Raw genomic sequence first — 16396 nt, forward strand, 5'->3', positions numbered from 1 at the left:
GGTCTCGCGATCGGTGAGCGTGGCGGTATCGTAATCAATGATTATTGCCAAACTTCTGATGCGGACATTTACGCGATTGGTGAATGTGCCCTGTGGCAAAATAAAATTTATGGTCTGGTGGCTCCGGGTTATGACATGGCGCGTATTGCAGCCAAGCATGTCATGGATCAGGCCTGCAATTCATTTGCCGGCGCAGACATGAGTACCAAATTAAAACTGATGGGTGTAGATGTCGCATCCGTCGGTGATGCGCATGCCATGACACCGAATGCACTTAGCTATTTCTATGCCGATGAAGATGCCATGATTTATAAAAAAATCGTGGTGAATGCGGAAAAAACCAAGCTACTCGGTGCAGTTCTGGTGGGCTGTGCCAAAGAATATAACGACCTGCTGCAAATGATGCTGAATGGCCTGGCTATCCCGGCAAATCCAGAAAGCCTGATCATGCCGGGTTATGCACAATCATCAGCGAAAACAGGCGGTAGCGGGGTCGATTTACTGCCGGACAGTGCAACCATCTGTTCATGTAATAACGTTTCTAAAGCTGATATTTGCAGTGCTATCGCTGATGGTTCCACCTCGCTCGGTGCCTTGAAAAAATGTACCAAAGCAGCAACGGCGTGTGGCGGATGTGCACCTTTAGTGACACAAGTATTGAAATCTGAATTGCAACGCCAAGGGGTGACTGTTAACAACCACCTTTGCGAACACTTTGCCTATTCACGCCAGGAGCTGTATCACCTGGTACGGGTCAATGAAATCAAAACTTTTGATGATTTGATTGGGCAACATGGTCATGGGATCGGCTGTGATATCTGTAAACCAACTGCGGCAAATATTCTCGCATCTTGCTGGAATGACTTTGTACTCAAACCAAGCCATGCTGGCCTGCAAGACAGTAATGACTATTATCTCGGTAACATCCAAAAAGATGGCTCTTATTCAGTCGTGCCACGTATGGCTGGAGGTGAGGTCACTCCAGAGGGCTTGATTGCCATCGGTCAAATTGCCAAAGAATACGGTTTATATACCAAGCTTACCGGTGGACAACGGGTCGATATGTTTGGTGCCCAAGTGCATCAGTTGCCTGAAATCTGGGAAAAACTGATCAACGCCGGTTTTGAATCGGGTCATGCTTACGGTAAATCACTCCGCACCGTGAAATCATGTGTCGGCAGTACTTGGTGCCGTTATGGGGTGGATGACTCCGTCGGTTTGGCCATCTTCCTGGAAAATCGCTACAAAGGCTTACGTTCACCACATAAGTTGAAAATGGCGGTATCGGGCTGTACCCGTGAATGTGCCGAAGCGCAAAGTAAAGATGTCGGGGTGATTGCCACTGAAAAAGGCTGGAACCTGTATGTCTGCGGTAATGGTGGCATGAAACCACGCCATGCAGAATTGCTGGCATCTGACTTGGATACGCAAACTTTAATCCGTTATATCGACCGTTTCTTCATGTTCTATATCCAGACCGCAGACCGTCTGCAACGTACTTCGGTATGGCGTGACAACCTGGAAGGTGGTCTGGATTATTTAAAAGATGTGGTGGTAAATGACTCACTGGGTCTGGCCGCTGAACTGGAACGCCGTATGAACCATGTGGTTGGTACCTATCAGGATGAATGGCGTACCGCGGTGGAAGATCCGGAAGTTCGTAAACGCTTCGTAACCTTTATCAATGCAAAAGTTGAACAACAAAATGATCCACACATCCAATTCGCCGAGGTGCGCGGTCAAATCCGCCCAAAAACCGAGGCTGAGCGTGATGTGACACGTATTCCTGTTGTTGAAGCTTAAAAGAATAAAGGAGAAAGATGATGACAATTTTAAAAGAAATGAATAAAACCAATGAGCTGGAATGGCTAGAAATTTGTGCGCTGGATGATATTACCCCGAATACCGGTGTAGGTGCATTAATTGGAAATCAGCAAATTGCCATTTTCCGTGTCGGTAATGAAAAACGCGTCTATGCCTTGAGCAATCAAGATCCATTCAGTCAGGCTTTTGTCATATCGCGCGGCATCATTGGCGATTTGCAGGGCGAGCGTGTCGTGGCATCTCCCATCTACAAGCAGCATTTCAGTCTGGCCACCGGACGCTGTCTGGAAGATAAAGATCAAAAGTTACTGGTTTTCCCAAGCAAGATTGAAAATGGCAAGGTTTGGGTCAGTCCTACACCGCAAAAAACATATATCACCAATAACGGCACTTCTCAAGAAAAGATAAAACTGGTGCTGGTGGGCAATGGTCTGGCGGGTATGCGCTGTCTGGAGGATTTACTGGATATGGCACCGGATCGCTATGAAATTACCGTGATCGGCGAAGAACCTTGGGGCAACTATAACCGCATCATGCTTTCACCAGTATTGTCGGGCGATAAAACCATTGATGACATCATGCTGCATCCACATGCCTGGTATAGCGATAAAAATATCCGCTTTATTGCCGGTGATGCTGCGGTAAAAATTGATCGTCCACGTAAGCAGGTCTATACCGAAAAAGGCCTGGTGGTGGATTATGATCGCCTGATTCTGGCGACAGGTTCCAAACCTTTTGTGCCACCGATTCCAGGTTCGGACTTAAAAGGTGTGATCAGTTTTCGTGATATCTATGATGTCAATACCATGCTGGATTACTGCAAATCTAAACAGAATGCAGTGGTGATTGGTGGCGGTCTATTGGGACTTGAAGCCGCTTATGGGCTGAAACAACGTGGTATGAATGTGACGGTTTTGCATTTGATGGACCGCATTATGGAACGTCAATTGGACAGTCGTGCCAGCAGCTTGTTGAAACAAAGTATTGAAGCGAAAGGTATCAACATCATGACTCAAGCCAATACTGAACAACTGATTGGCGAAGCGGGTCATGTCACTCAAATCAGACTGAAAGATGGCACGGTGCTGGATGCTGATCTGGTGGTTTTTGCTGTGGGCATCCGTCCGAATATGGCCTTGGCGCAAAGTGCCGGCTTACGTTGTAACCGTGGCGTAATCGTCAATGACACCATGCAAACCTTTGACCCGAGTATTTATGCGGTGGGTGAATGTATTGAGCACCGTAATCAAACCTTCGGTCTGGTTGAACCACTTTGGGGCCAAGCTTTTATTTGTGCCTCACATCTGGCTGAACACGGCAGCTTAACCTTTAAAGCACCGACGGTTCCGACTCAGCTTAAGGTCAGTGGCTGTGATGTATTTTCAGCGGGGAACTTTGAACCGCAGGATGATTTTGAAGACATTATCTTGAATGATGAAAAACGTCAGATCTATAAACGCATTATTATTCAAAAAGATAAAGTCATTGGTGCAGTATTGTTTGGCGATACTGAAGATGGCGCCTGGTATGCAGAGCTGATTTCTGATCAAACGCCAATCAGTAATATTCGTAATAAATTGCTCTTTGGTAAAGATTTTGCATTAAAGAAAGCAGGCTGATTTGAAACGGGTAATTGAGAAGAGTTTAAATTTTAGCAATGCCTCAATTACCGAAATGATTTAATTGAATTCGCGTAGGCATTAGCCTTACTTTTGAAAGATCAAAAGTAACAAAAATCTTTGTTTCCCATACATTACGTCCTGTAATGATGGGAAACGGTGGCATCCATGCCACCTCGAGAGAATACATACTTACGTGAACTCTAAAGATTTAGATAGCTTGGAAAATAGAAGAAATTATTCAAGTGAATTTATTCGATAGAAAGGAGCATCCATGAATAGTATTCCCGTTATGGAACTGCATAGCTCCACAGAAATAAATACCAAAATCACCAATACCACCTGTCCCTATTGTGGGGTGGGATGTGGTGTCACTGCGACTGTACAGGACACAGCATTAGGTCAAAAAGTTTCAGTTACCGGGGATGTCAACCATCCATCCAACTACGGGAAACTGTGCATTAAAGGGAGCAATCTGGCCGATACCATTGGCCTGGAAACACGTGTTCTTCATCCCATGCTCGGCCGGAAGAATCAGCGTGAAAAGACCGACTGGAATACTGCAACGGATTTAATTGCCAATAAGTTTCAGCAATGTATTGATCAATACGGTCGCGACAGTATTGCCTTTTATGTCTCTGGGCAATTGCTGACTGAAGACTATTATGTGGTGAACAAGTTCGTCAAAGGTTACCTCGGTACAGCCAATATCGATACCAATTCACGCCTCTGCATGTCATCAGCAGTTGCTGCACATAAGCGCGCTTTTGGTGAAGATATTGTTCCGGCCAGCTATGAAGATTTTGAACATACCGACATGGTGGTGCTGGTCGGTTCAAATACGGCATGGTGTCATCCGGTGTTATATCAACGCATCATGAAAGCCAAAGAACAGCGTGAGCTGTTTGTAGTGGTGATTGACCCGCGTTTTACCAGTACCTGTGAAGCAGCAGACCTGCATTTGCCAATTTTACCGGGTCAAGACGTTGCATTATTCAATGGCTTATTACAGTATTTGGCGCAAAATGGTCATGTAGACCAAGACTTTATTGCTGCACATACTCAAGGTCTAGAGCAAGCTTTAACACATAGCCAAACTGAATCATCCATCGATGATGTCGCAGTACGTACTGGTATTTCACTGGAAAAACTGCAAGTGTTTTATGAGCAATTCGCTCAAACCGAAAAAGTGATGACCCTGTTTTCCATGGGGGTGAATCAGTCCTCTCAAGGGGTGAATAAAGCCAACAGTATAACCAACTGCCATTTGTTTACGGGAAAAATCGGCAAACTCGGTGCAGCGCCATTTTCCATGACTGGACAGCCGAATGCCATGGGCGGTCGTGAGGTGGGCGGTTTAGCCAACATGCTGGCGGCACATTTAGAACTGGAAAATGAAAACCATCAACAACTGGTGCAAAATTTCTGGCAAAGCCCTTATATTGCCAAGCAGGCTGGCTTCAAGGCGGTTGATCTATTCCATGCGGTAGAAAGTGGCAAAATCAAAGCCATCTGGATTATGGCAACCAATCCGGTGGTGAGTTTACCTGATGCTGATCAGGTCAAACGTGCTCTGAAAAAATGTGAGTTTGTGGTGGTGTCGGATATTTGCCAAGACACCGACACCACACAATATGCCGATGTGCTGCTACCGGCTTTAGGCTGGGGTGAAAAAGATGGTACCGTCACCAATTCTGAACGCCGTATTTCCAGACAGCGTGCATTTTTAGAAGAGCCAGAACAGGCTAAAGCCGACTGGTGGGCGATTAGTCAGGTCGCTAAAAAAATGGGCTTTAGCGGTTTTGATTTTAACAATAGCCATGACATTTTTCTGGAACATGCACGACTCTCAGCTGAACAAAATTCAGAGCCAGATCTGCGCGCTGATACGCCAAATTTCCGTTATTTCAATTTAAAGGCTTTAAGCGAGTTAAATAAAACCGAATATGATGAACTGCAACCGGTGCAGTGGCCAGTCTGGACTAAACATCAACAAGATGATGCAGTCGCTCGAATGTATACCGAAGGGCAATTTAGCTATGCCGATGGCAAGGCTAAATTTATTGCCATTACCGCGATAGATCCGGTTAATCAAATCTGTAGCGAATTTCCTTTGGTGCTGAATACCGGCCGGATTCGTGACCAGTGGCACACCATGAGCCGTACCGGTTTATCTGCCAATTTAAGTACCCATCGTGCAGAACCGTATTGTGAAATCCATCCGCATGATGCTTTGAAATACGGGATCAAAGATGGCGAGCTGGTAGACGTTAAATCGAAATGGGGCAACTGTGTTTTACGTGCCACGGTCAGTGATGATATTCGTCGGGGACAGGTTTTTGCACCCATTCACTGGAATGATCAAGTTGCGTCGGATGCGCGTATTGGCAAAGTGGTCAATCCGGTGGTCGATCCAATTTCCGGTGAACCTGAGTTTAAACATACCCCGGTGATCATCCATCCTTTTTATAGTCAGTGGCAAGGCGTGTTTTATGTGCGTCAGGGCTTTGAAAAAATCGTACAAACATCGATTGAAAATACGGTGTGGTGGACGAAAATTACCACTACTAAAGCTCTGCGCTATGAACTGGCAGACCGTAAAAAATTTACCCAGACCACTGAGCATTTGAAAGAACTGTTACCGTTTCAGGATGAAAGTTTTGAATGGCTGAACATTGAAGATCAAACTGCGCATATCAGTCACAGCGTGGTGTTGAAAGATGGCCATTTAATTGCCAGTTTGTATATTGCACCTAAGGCTTTGTTGCCAGATCGGGACTGGGTCGCCAGTTTATTTAAGCGTGAGCGTTTAAGTGCCATGCATCGTAAGGCATTGCTTGCCGGTCAACCGATGTCGATGGCGAACAATGAAGGACCACTGGTCTGTAGCTGCTTTAAGGTCGGTAAAAACCGGATTATTGACACTATTAAAACCCAAAATATCACCGATGAAAAACAGGTCACTGCATGCTTAAAAGCGGGCGGCAACTGCGGTTCATGTTTGCCTGAAATTCGTGGCTTAATCAAGGCTTGTCAAATGGAGGCGGTGGAATGAGAAAAAAATTAAAACTTTCGGTATATCCGCGCACCGATCTGGTGATTTTAGCCGGCGGACAGGCAAAACGGATGAATGGTATCAATAAACTGTTACAGCAATTTGATGACCAGATTCAACTGATCAAAATCCATCAACAGCTGAAATCCAGTGTTCAACAGATATGGATCAACAGTCATCGTGATTATTCAATTTATCAAAAAATCATTCCTAGCATTCATTGTTATCAGGATGATGAAAGCGGATTTTTAGGTCCGCTGATGGGAATGAAAAGTGCCTGGACCCATGTACAGGCCGATTATGTGCTATTCATTCCCTGTGACGTCACCTTTATTCCTGCAAGAGTTGTTCTTAAGCTGCATCAGGCTTTGAGTAAAAACACTCTGGTCGAAGTGGCGTATGTAGAAATCAATGGTACAGCCCTGTATCCCTTCTGTCTGGTCAAGCGCAGCAGCTTACGCATCCTTACTATGCATCTTGAGCAAAAGCAGCGCAGTTTAAGGCAGTGTTTTTTGGATTTGCACGCTCAAGTGGCACGGTTTGAAAATCATGCCCTGTTTTTTCACAGTATTAACTCGCTGGATGAGCTGCAGCAGTATCAACAACTTAAATTTTTGCACTAAACATGAAAATTTCTTCTTGAGCACAAAGTTGGAACACTTATTGCAAATCTAATTATAACAAGATGGGGCGATTTAAACCTTGCGCACAATACTTGTGCGATTACAGCAAGATGCCTGAAGATGGATGTTCAACATGAATATGATGACAGAGCTTGAAACCAATACACGATTTGTCGATCAATTTGGTCGCAGCAAGCGCAAATTGCGAATTTCAGTAACCGATCGCTGTAATTTTAAATGTGTCTATTGTATGCCGGAACATCCTGAATGGATGAAAAAACATGACTTGCTCAGTTTTGAACAGCTTTACCAGTTTTGTGATTTTATGGTGCGCCGTGGTATTGAATCTATTCGCATTACAGGCGGCGAACCATTAATGCGTCAGGGCGTGGTGCATTTTGTTGCTCAGTTACAAGACTTAAAAAAGCTCGGGCTGAAACGCATTTCCATGACCACCAATGCGCATTATTTAAAACAATATGCACAGGCGTTAAAACAGGCCGGACTGGATGATTTAAACATTAGTCTGGACAGTCTGGATGCCCAGCAATTTAAACAGCTGACCCAAAAAGATTTATCTCCTGTCCTTGAAGGAATTCAGGCAGCGCAAGCGGTAGGGTTGCCGATCAAGATCAATAGTGTATTGATGAAGGGCGTGAATGACGATCAGATTCTGCCTTTGGCGCGCTGGTCGATTCAAGAAAAAATTGTCTTACGTTTTATCGAATTTATGCCCCTGGATGGTGACCGTAAATGGTCGAGCGAGCATGTAGTCAGTGAGCAGCAAATTTTAAAAATATTAAATACTGAATTTGCAGTAACGAGCCAAGAGAGTCCTTCAGTTCGTTCAAGTTCAGAGCCAGCACGACAGTATTTTATTGATAGTCATCCAGTCGGAATCATATCCACCATTACCCATTCATTTTGTGGCACCGCTGACCGGGTACGTTTAACCGCACAAGGTGAGTTCTATAACTGCCTGTTTGCGCCTCAAGGCTTAAATCTAAAAACTGAAATTAAAGCCCTGAACGCTTCTGAACCTTTGAGTGAACTGAGCTTGCATGCTGCGTTATCCCAGTATATCTGGAACAAAGAATCAGGCTATCACGGCATAGCACAACGTTTGGAAAATCAGCGCATGAATAAAAACAGTCGAAAAATCAGCATGCACATGCTTGGAGGTTAAGATGTCACAGATCAAAATTAAAATTGAAGCCTTCGGTGCAGTAGAACGTCAGTTACCTGCAAATCTGGAAATGACGTGCAGCCCATATAGTACGGTTGCACAAGTTTTGGCTCAAGTTGGGCAGGAGTATCCGGCAGCTTTTACCATGATTGAACGCTGTGCCTGTGCTATCGGCGAGGACATTATCTCACGTCAAACTCAATTCCATGCAGACACCACTTTGGTGCTGCTGTCACCGGTAGCAGGGGGGTGAAATGGAACAGCTGAAAGCATTTTCCAGAATTCAGGATACACCCTTAACCTTAGACAGCTTTGATCAGATTGAACATTTTCCAGAATGTGGCGGTATTGGGGTTTTTGTCGGCACAGTGCGTAATCATCATGAAGGTAAAGCGGTTAAAGCGCTGAAATACACATCTTATGCACCCGTGGCGGAAAAAATGATTCGCCAGATTGAGCAGGAGATTCAGCATAAATATGGCGTGTCCTATGTTCGGGTGATTCACCGGATTGGGGCTTTAGATATTGGTGAAAAAGCCATTATTGCCATTGCTTATGCGGCACATCGCAGGGAAGCCTTTGCTGCCTGTGAAGAAGCGGTAGAACGGGTCAAGCATGAGGTTCCAGTCTGGAAAGAAGAATTTTATCTGGATGGTAGCAGCCAATATGTAGAAGGCTGCTGTATCCGTAAAGATGAAGTAGATGAAGCACATTTACATCATCATCCTGCAGACTCATTTGAACAGCATGATCATCAGCATTGTGACCATGCGAAAGATCATGCCAAAGACAATACTGTGCCGATCTACCAATGGCCGCTTTAATTTCAAAATATTTTTAAAAATGAATCATAGGAACATGCAATGAAAAATGTCGGGATGAAAGCCGAAAGTTATCGCACTGCAGTGGCCACAGGAATTCTGCACGCACCGCCACATTGCATCGAGTTGTTACGTAACGGCAATACTGAAAAAGGTGATGCGCTAAAGACCGCACGAATTGCAGGGATTTTAGCGGCGAAACGTACCGATGAGCTGATTCCGCTGTGTCATCCGCTACCGATTTACCGTGCCGATGTGGAATATGAACTGTTTGATGCCCACGTCGAGATTATTGCCACAGTAGAAACCATTGGGCCGACCGGGGTGGAAATGGAAGCCCTGACTGCAGTTAGTCTGGCCGGGCTAACGCTGTATGACATGCTGAAACCGCATTGCGAACCGGAAGACTTATGTCTGGACCAGGTTAAATTACAAAAGAAAAAAGGTGGCAAGTCCCATTTTACCCGTGTCTTAAAAGAAGCCATGCCGGCTTCGATTATTGTATTGTCCGATACCGTGGCTGCCGGTAAAAAACCGGATACTGCCGGGCAGAATGTGCTGGAAATTTTACAGGAAGCCAATTTTAGTAATATTGCTTACCACGTCATTCCTGACAGTCCTGAACAACTGTTGGCATTGCTTGAACAGCAAAAAAATGATTATCCACTCATTTTAACTGTTGGTGGAACAGGGCTGGGGCCAAAAGATTTAACCGTGGAAACCATTCAGCCTTTATTAAAACGTGAGATTCCCGGACTGATGGAAGCTTCACGCAGTTTTGGGCAAAAACGAACTCCGTATGCCGCTTTAAGTCGTGGCGTGGCCGGTTATATCGATAACAGTCTGGTGATGACCTTGCCGGGCAGCCGTCAGGGGGCGAAAGAATCCTTGATTGCAGTGCTGCCAGCATTGGTACATTTATTTGATGTGCAAAAAAATATTCCCCATCCAGGTGGCTACCAATGAATAGCAAAATGTCTGGATGTGGCGCAGAGCCGGGTCTGATTACGGTAGATCAGGCTTTGAATTTAATTTTGCAGAATACCCAGGGGCCTGCCACGGAAAGTCTGGGGTTAAATCGGGCTTTAAATCGCTATTTAGCGCAAGATATTTATTCCTCTATTAATCTGCCGTTATTTTCACAGAGCGCGGTAGACGGCTATGCGATTTGCGCCCAATCTGCAATTGCGCCACATAGCGAATTTAAACTGATCGGTGAAATTCAAGCCGGACATTCATCTGAGTTACAACTCAAAACAGGGCAAGCGGTGCGGATTTTTACCGGGGCCAAGATTCCGTTTGGCACCACTACGGTGGCACGTCAGGAAATTATCAAAGTCATTGATTCAAATAGAATTGCAATCACTGAACACTTAAACGCCAATACCGACATACGTAATGTGGGCGAAGAAATTTCAATTGGACAACTGTTAGCCAGTAAAGGGCAACTACTTTCAGTCGGAGCCATTGCTTCTTTAAGTATGGCCGGTATTCAAAGCGTAGAAGTTTTTCAATATCCCAAAGTTGCAGTGGTGATTAGCGGAGATGAAGTTGCGGAAAGTGTAGAGGACTTTGCGACGGGTAAAATTTTTGATGCCAATGGGCCGTTGATTCAAGCCTGGTTTCAAAATGCGGGACAGCAGGTTGAAATTTTCCATGTTGCTGATACGGAAGATGCAGTTAAAAGTTTAATTCAAACATTATCGAAAAGTTATGATCTGGTTTTAACCACCGGCGGAGTGTCGGTTGGAGATTATGATTTTATTCGACCAGTAGCTCTAAATCTAGGCTTTGAGCAAGTGTTCTGGAAAGTAAAACAAAAACCGGGTAAACCGATGTTTTTTGCAGAATTAACTCGAGCTGACCGTACACGTTGTTATCTGCTTGGACTTCCGGGCAATCCCGCAGCCGTGTATGTGGGCATGCAAATTTATACCTCAACCGTATTAAAGGCTTTGCAAGGACAAAAACAGCAACCGAACTGGTTTAGCGCCGTGTTGAGTCATGAGGTGAAAATGGATGGCCGGGAACGTTTTTTAAGAATGTCGGCCAGTTTTGATCAGGGATTGCTCAAGGTCAGAAGCTTGTCGAAACAGCAGTCGCATATGCTAAGCAATTTAATGCAGGCCAATTGTCTGGTCAGAATTCCTGCGGAAATTGCTTTATCTGAAGGACATATTGTGCACGGTTTGTTTATTGATTAAGGGGTAAAAGAATCATGAAAAAATCCCTTTTTTTCTCAGTATGTCTAGCAGCTTCAATTTCAGTAGCCCATGCTGAAACAGTCAGAATTTATGCTGCTGCCAGTTTGACCAATGCCATCATTGATCTTGGAAAAATCTATCAAAAGCAGTATCCCAACACCAATCTTGTACCGGTCTATGGGGCTTCATCAGCGCTTGCCAAACAGTTAGAAGCAGGGGCCAGCAGTGACATTTTTTTTTCGGCAGATCTGGACTGGATGAATTACCTGATCAAAAAGAACCTGATTCATCAAAACAGAGTCAAGCCCTTATTGTTTAATCAGTTGGTGGTGATCAGTCCAAAAAACCTCAATATTCCTTTTAAAGCTCAATCCGGTTTTAATTTTGCGCAATCTTTTAAAGGACATCTCTGTACTGGGCAAATGGAATCCGTTCCTGCAGGTAAATATGCCAAGCAGAGTTTGACTAAGCTGAATTGGTTAAATAGTTTGAATGGTCGCATAGTTGGTACGGATGATGTGCGTTCAGCCTTGGTATTTGTCGAACGTGGTGAATGTGATGTAGGCATAGTTTATAAAACAGATGCACTCATCAGCCAGAAAGTGAAAATTATCGGAACCTTGCCGGCAGATTCACATCATCCGATTATTTATCCGATTGCCTTGACCAAACAGGGAGCTAAAAATGCAGATGCCATTCAATTTGAAAAATTTATAAAAACCAGTCCGCAGGCAAAAAGCATCTTTCAAACATATGGATTTCGCATGAGTCAATCATAGGGGGATCGTCAAGACATGTTCAGTCCCGAAGAACTGAGTGCCTTATATCTTTCGGCAAAAGTCGCTTTATGGGCAACGCTCATCTGCTTACCGTTTGCAGTGGCTTTGGCCTGGACTTTGGCACGCCATGAATTCAGGCTGAAATTTTTGGTCGAAGCGTGTTTGCAATTGCCGATGGTCCTGCCGCCCGTGGTTTTGGGTTATTTACTTTTGGTTCTGTTTGGTAATAAAGGCTGGATTGGGCAATATCTGAATGCAATGGGGATTGAACTGGCATTTAACTGGAAGGGGGCCGTACTTGCTTCGATGATTGTGGCATTTCCCTTGATGGTGCAGCCAATTCGTCTCTCTTTTCAATTAATTAATCGACAATTGGAACATGTGGCCGGTTCATTGGGGGCAAGTCCGTTCAGAGTATTTTGCAGTATTAGCCTGCCTTTGGCACTGCCGGGAATGCTGATCGGGAGCATCCTGTGTTTTAGTCGAAGTCTGGGAGAATTTGGTGCCACCATTACCTTTGTCGGGAATATTCCAGGTGAAACCCGCACTATTCCCATTGCGATTTATTCATTCTTGCAACAACCTGATGGTGAAGAATTTGCCATACGGTTGGTGATATTATCCTTGTGTCTGGCATTTTCAGCCTTGATCGCCAATTATTTTATTCTGCAAAAGTATCAACGGAAATTAGGAGGCTGATATGTTGAAATGTGATTTTCAATATCAACACGCTGATTTTAATTTGAGTGTTGAACTGGAGATGCAGCAACAGCTGTTAGGCATCGTAGGGGCATCGGGGAGTGGTAAAAGCACCTTGCTAAAAAATATTGTGGGTTTGCTCAAGCCACAGCAGGGTTGTATCCAGTTGAATGAACAGGTATTCATTGATACTCAGCAAAACATACATGTGCCCATGCATCAACGTAAAATCGCTCTCATTTTCCAGAATGCCTTGCTGTTTCCTCATATGAATGTGCAGCAAAATTTATGCTATGCAGAAAAATTAGTAGCTCAACCGGAACGAAAATTCCAGTTTGAAGAAGTCGTGGAATTACTGGAATTAAGCCCTTTAATTCAGCGTAAAGCTCATCAACTTTCGGGTGGGCAAGCACAGCGTGTGTCGATTGGACGTGCTTTATTGTCTTCACCAAATTTATTGTTATTGGATGAACCTTTAACGGGGCTGGATACACATTTAAAGCAGCAAATTTTACCGTTTTTTAAACGGATGAAAGATGAGCTGGATTTACCGATGATTTATGTCACGCATCATCCTGAAGAACTGGAATATTTAGAAGCGGATACCTTGAAGTTAAGTCAAGATGGATTACAGCTTTATTAGACGTTTTCTATAAATCATTTTTCAGTGACGACAAATAATTAAAAAAACTAAAATAAAAAATAGATTTTATCAAATATTAGATTCATGAGCGTGGCATGGATGCCACACGTTTCCCATCCCTTGCGCTGTGTTTTAAAGCAGTGCTTAAAACTGGCTCAGGATGTCGTGTATGGGAAAAAAAAAGGTTTTTGTCTACTTTTGACCTTTCAAAAGTAGAGTCGTGCCTGCGCAAAGGCATCAAAATAAAATCAAGCAAATAAGGCCGTGCTAATTTAAAAAAACTGATATGGAGCATTTTTTGATTTATGAATGAGACCTTAAACCTATTAAACTGAGAGGATTTAATTACTTAATCAGAAAGAAAAATAGCCTAAGCAATTTAAATCCTAAACTGCTTAAGCTATCGCTATAAAAATCAAAATAAATTATTCAGGTTTTTGATATTCATTGATGACTTCAAGTGCAGCACGAAAGGCTTCTTGAGTAGCAGGAGCGCCACAGTATGGCAAGCTGTGTAATAACACTTCCTGAATTTCTTCTACTGTTGCACCATTATTGAGTGCACCGCGAACATGTCCCTTAAGTTCAGTTGGGCTTTTTTGAGCAGTTAAAAAGGCAATGGTGATCAGTGAACGATATTTACGTGGAAGAACACCTTCACGTTGCCAGGTTGAACCCCAGGCATGTTCATTAATCCAGTCCTGTAAAGGTTGAGTAAAGGGCACAGTATTGTCCTGCGCACGTTTTACAAAAGCTTCGCCCATGACTTCAGTACGAACTTTTAAACCATTTTCAAAATCTTGTTGTGACATGTTTTTACTCTTTTAATATCTATAACAAAGAAGTGGCCAAAGTTTATGCCTTAATTCTATTTATGCGTATAGGTTTATGGTCGTAGATCGATCTTTTTTATAGAATCCATGAGATGATTTTTTAGCTCATCTTCAGGGTTTTAAATCTTTAAAAAATAATGCAGAAATAAAATCAGTAGAGCAGAGCACAATACCCTAAAAGATCATTTACAAAGCTTCATTGCTTGAAAGCCATTAACTACTAGCCCGGTTAATGGCATAGAAAAAGGCAGAGTAAAAATGATTATTGAGTATGTTTAACCACAAGCACGGGAACATGACTGGCAGTCAGAATATCTTGGGCAATACTGCCAATGAAGGTTTTTTTTAAACCGGTTCGACCATGTGATCCAACTACGATTAAATCAGCCTTTAGTTCATCTGCAAGTTCAGCAATGGCATCACTGGGCGATTGTTTGGCTAAAAGCTGAGTATGGGTTTCAATCCCGGCATTGGTAAATTTGAGTCCAAGCTCTGCCAGAATGTTTTTGGCATGGGCTTTGGCTTCCATAAAATAATCAGTGACGCCGGGAACATTTTTATAAAAACTGACACTGGTCAAAGGATCAATAATCACTACACTGACAATAGTGACTTTACTGCCAAAAGCCTTGGCTAAAATCATGGCCTGGTCAGCTGCAGCTACGGCAATCGGCGAGTCATCGACAGAAACTAAAATGTGTTGGTAATACTCCATGATACTGTCCTCTTGTTGCAAGATTCGTGATCTGCTTTAAGAGTAGCATAGCCAGAGATAAGCAATGTAAAAGGATAAAAAGGTATTATTCAGCACGTAAAAATTTGATGAATATCAGAAAATAATAAAAATTAAATGATCAATCGCTTAGATGTTATATAAAAAAAATCCAGTGGCATGGCCTGATGAAACTGGACAAAGAGTAAGGCTGAGTCTATTAAATGATGGCTCGATCAATCAGATTTTGGATCGTTTCGGATTCATAGCCCAATTCTTTTAAAATTTGTTCGGAGTTTTGTTTTATGGTGAATAATATCCGGATTGAAGTGGAATAATTCAAAATAGAATCCGTCCTGATTTTTATTGTAGTACGCATTTAAAAACCGCCTTCGAAAAGACGGTTTTTACCTAAAAAAATAAATGAAGCGTTATTAATAATGCTACATAGTTGGGTATGCGCTGCATTGCAGCACAAGAATTACCCTAACATTACATGTTAGGGTAATTTGGACCACCACCGCCTTCCGGCGTTACCCAGGTGATATTTTGAGACGGATCCTTAATGTCACAGGTCTTGCAGTGCACACAGTTGGCTGCATTGATCTGGAAACGTTTCGATCCGTCATTATTTTCCATGATTTCGTAGACACCTGCCGGGCAGTAGCGCTGTGCAGGTTCATCCCATTTCGGCAGGTTCACGTTCACCGGAATCGAAGCATCAGTCAGCTTTAAATGGGCCGGCTGGTTTTCTTCATGCACGGTGTTCGATACAAACACCGAAGACAGACGGTCAAAAGTCAGCTTGCCATCCGGTTTTGGATAATTCGGCTTAAAGTTCACTGCATCTACAGTTTTCAAGGCACCAAAATCCGTCACCAGGTCATGCAGGGTAAACGGTACCTTAAACACGTTCTGGTCGATGAAGTTAAACGCACCGCCGATCCATTGACCGAACTTATGCATTGCCGGACCAAAGTTACGCGAGTTATACAGCTCTTCTTTCAACCAGCTGTTGTTGAACTTCTCGGTATAAGCCGTTAATTCTTTAACAAAGAAATCTTCGCCTTCAACCACACGTGCAACAGCCAGGTCGCCGCCTTTTTCTACACCGGCAGCGATGGCTTCAAATACCGCTTCACCGCAGAGCATGCCGGATTTCATTGCCGTGTGTGAACCTTTGATCTTGGCAAAGTTCAGGAAGCCGGCATCATCACCAATTAACGAGCCACCCGGGAAGGTGAATTTTGGTAGTGAGTTAAAGCCGCCTTTGGTCACGGCACGCGCGCCATAAGAAATCCGCTTGCCACCTTCGAGATACTGCTTGATTAAAGGATGGGTTTTCCAGCGTTGCATTTCCATAAATGGATACATATGCGGGTTGGTGTAGGACAGATC

General features: G+C 43.7%; 16 protein-coding genes. 13 read left to right on the plus strand and 3 right to left on the minus strand.

Going from position 1 to position 16396, the window contains the following annotated elements; all coding sequences use genetic code 11:
* The 13 genes from nirB to B2Y23_RS12785 all read left to right on the plus strand — a co-directional run.
* Positions 1–1803 (plus strand): nitrite reductase large subunit NirB (gene nirB, locus B2Y23_RS12725; protein WP_291371194.1); only part of this gene is annotated, 1803 nt, incomplete at its 5' end.
* 20 nt (positions 1804–1823) lie between these two features.
* Positions 1824–3443, plus strand: coding sequence for a nitrite reductase small subunit NirD (nirD, locus tag B2Y23_RS12730; protein WP_291371210.1), 1620 nt, complete (start codon positions 1824–1826; stop codon positions 3441–3443).
* Positions 3444–3717: 274 nt separating this feature from the next.
* Complete coding sequence (locus tag B2Y23_RS12735; RefSeq protein ID WP_291371196.1) at positions 3718–6498, plus strand: nitrate reductase; 2781 nt, start codon at positions 3718–3720, stop codon at positions 6496–6498.
* Positions 6495–7121: a molybdenum cofactor guanylyltransferase gene (gene mobA / locus B2Y23_RS12740; protein WP_291353790.1), complete on the plus strand. Its 627-nt coding sequence runs from the start codon at positions 6495–6497 to the stop codon at positions 7119–7121. The genes B2Y23_RS12735 and mobA overlap by 4 nt, the downstream gene beginning before the upstream one ends.
* Before the next feature lie 133 nt (positions 7122–7254).
* Complete coding sequence (gene moaA, locus B2Y23_RS12745) at positions 7255–8307, plus strand: GTP 3',8-cyclase MoaA (RefSeq protein WP_291371198.1); 1053 nt, start codon at positions 7255–7257, stop codon at positions 8305–8307.
* Position 8308: 1 nt separating this feature from the next.
* Complete coding sequence (locus B2Y23_RS12750) at positions 8309–8560, plus strand: MoaD/ThiS family protein (RefSeq protein WP_291353794.1); 252 nt, start codon at positions 8309–8311, stop codon at positions 8558–8560.
* 1 nt (position 8561) lies between these two features.
* Positions 8562–9131, plus strand: a complete 570-nt coding sequence (locus B2Y23_RS12755) for a molybdenum cofactor biosynthesis protein MoaE (RefSeq protein ID WP_291353796.1) — start codon at positions 8562–8564, stop codon at positions 9129–9131.
* Between the two features lie 39 nt (positions 9132–9170).
* A complete protein-coding gene (gene moaCB / locus B2Y23_RS12760; protein ID WP_291371200.1) occupies positions 9171–10094 on the plus strand; it encodes a bifunctional molybdenum cofactor biosynthesis protein MoaC/MoaB in 924 nt (307 codons plus the stop codon).
* A complete protein-coding gene (locus B2Y23_RS12765) occupies positions 10091–11332 on the plus strand; it encodes a molybdopterin molybdotransferase MoeA (protein ID WP_291371202.1) in 1242 nt (413 codons plus the stop codon). Before moaCB ends, B2Y23_RS12765 begins: the two co-directional genes overlap by 4 nt.
* Before the next feature lie 14 nt (positions 11333–11346).
* Complete coding sequence (modA, locus tag B2Y23_RS12770) at positions 11347–12111, plus strand: molybdate ABC transporter substrate-binding protein (protein WP_291371204.1); 765 nt, start codon at positions 11347–11349, stop codon at positions 12109–12111.
* Between the two features lie 15 nt (positions 12112–12126).
* The gene (modB, locus tag B2Y23_RS12775) at positions 12127–12810 is read left to right on the plus strand and encodes a molybdate ABC transporter permease subunit (RefSeq protein ID WP_291371206.1); all 684 of its coding nucleotides are present in this window, start codon (positions 12127–12129) and stop codon (positions 12808–12810) included.
* Position 12811: 1 nt separating this feature from the next.
* Complete coding sequence (locus B2Y23_RS12780; RefSeq protein ID WP_291353806.1) at positions 12812–13453, plus strand: ATP-binding cassette domain-containing protein; 642 nt, start codon at positions 12812–12814, stop codon at positions 13451–13453.
* A gap of 95 nt (positions 13454–13548) precedes the next feature.
* Positions 13549–13713, plus strand: coding sequence for a hypothetical protein (locus B2Y23_RS12785; protein ID WP_291353808.1), 165 nt, complete (start codon positions 13549–13551; stop codon positions 13711–13713).
* 165 nt (positions 13714–13878) lie between these two features.
* Here the strand turns inward: B2Y23_RS12785 and B2Y23_RS12790 are convergent, their stop codons facing one another.
* The 3 genes from B2Y23_RS12790 to B2Y23_RS12800 form a co-directional block, all read right to left on the minus strand.
* Entirely contained in the window at positions 13879–14265 is a 387-nt protein-coding gene (locus B2Y23_RS12790; protein ID WP_291353810.1) for a carboxymuconolactone decarboxylase family protein, read from the minus strand.
* Between the two features lie 283 nt (positions 14266–14548).
* On the minus strand, positions 14549–15001 hold the full coding sequence (locus B2Y23_RS12795) for a universal stress protein (protein ID WP_291353812.1): 453 nt from the start codon (positions 14999–15001) through the stop codon (positions 14549–14551).
* A gap of 489 nt (positions 15002–15490) precedes the next feature.
* A partial coding sequence (locus B2Y23_RS12800; protein ID WP_291371208.1) for an electron transfer flavoprotein-ubiquinone oxidoreductase occupies positions 15491–16396 on the minus strand: 906 nt, incomplete at its 5' end.

Source organism: Acinetobacter sp. UBA5934 (assembly GCF_002430855.1).
Lineage (GTDB): Bacteria > Pseudomonadota > Gammaproteobacteria > Pseudomonadales > Moraxellaceae > Acinetobacter.

What these genes read in the sequence shown, in the direction of transcription:
- nirD (WP_291371210.1), top strand. Translation starts at nt 1,824, where the DNA reads ATGACAATTTTAAAAGAAATGAATAAAACCAATGAGCTGGAATGGCTA.
- B2Y23_RS12735 (WP_291371196.1), top strand. Translation starts at nt 3,718, where the DNA reads ATGAATAGTATTCCCGTTATGGAACTGCATAGCTCCACAGAAATAAAT.
- mobA (WP_291353790.1), top strand. Translation starts at nt 6,495, where the DNA reads ATGAGAAAAAAATTAAAACTTTCGGTATATCCGCGCACCGATCTGGTG.
- moaA (WP_291371198.1), top strand. Translation starts at nt 7,255, where the DNA reads ATGAATATGATGACAGAGCTTGAAACCAATACACGATTTGTCGATCAA.
- B2Y23_RS12750 (WP_291353794.1), top strand. Translation starts at nt 8,309, where the DNA reads ATGTCACAGATCAAAATTAAAATTGAAGCCTTCGGTGCAGTAGAACGT.
- B2Y23_RS12755 (WP_291353796.1), top strand. Translation starts at nt 8,562, where the DNA reads ATGGAACAGCTGAAAGCATTTTCCAGAATTCAGGATACACCCTTAACC.
- moaCB (WP_291371200.1), top strand. Translation starts at nt 9,171, where the DNA reads ATGAAAAATGTCGGGATGAAAGCCGAAAGTTATCGCACTGCAGTGGCC.
- B2Y23_RS12765 (WP_291371202.1), top strand. Translation starts at nt 10,091, where the DNA reads ATGAATAGCAAAATGTCTGGATGTGGCGCAGAGCCGGGTCTGATTACG.
- modA (WP_291371204.1), top strand. Translation starts at nt 11,347, where the DNA reads ATGAAAAAATCCCTTTTTTTCTCAGTATGTCTAGCAGCTTCAATTTCA.
- modB (WP_291371206.1), top strand. Translation starts at nt 12,127, where the DNA reads ATGTTCAGTCCCGAAGAACTGAGTGCCTTATATCTTTCGGCAAAAGTC.
- B2Y23_RS12780 (WP_291353806.1), top strand. Translation starts at nt 12,812, where the DNA reads ATGTTGAAATGTGATTTTCAATATCAACACGCTGATTTTAATTTGAGT.
- B2Y23_RS12785 (WP_291353808.1), top strand. Translation starts at nt 13,549, where the DNA reads ATGGATGCCACACGTTTCCCATCCCTTGCGCTGTGTTTTAAAGCAGTG.
- B2Y23_RS12790 (WP_291353810.1), bottom strand. Translation starts at nt 14,265, where the DNA reads ATGTCACAACAAGATTTTGAAAATGGTTTAAAAGTTCGTACTGAAGTC.
- B2Y23_RS12795 (WP_291353812.1), bottom strand. Translation starts at nt 15,001, where the DNA reads ATGGAGTATTACCAACACATTTTAGTTTCTGTCGATGACTCGCCGATT.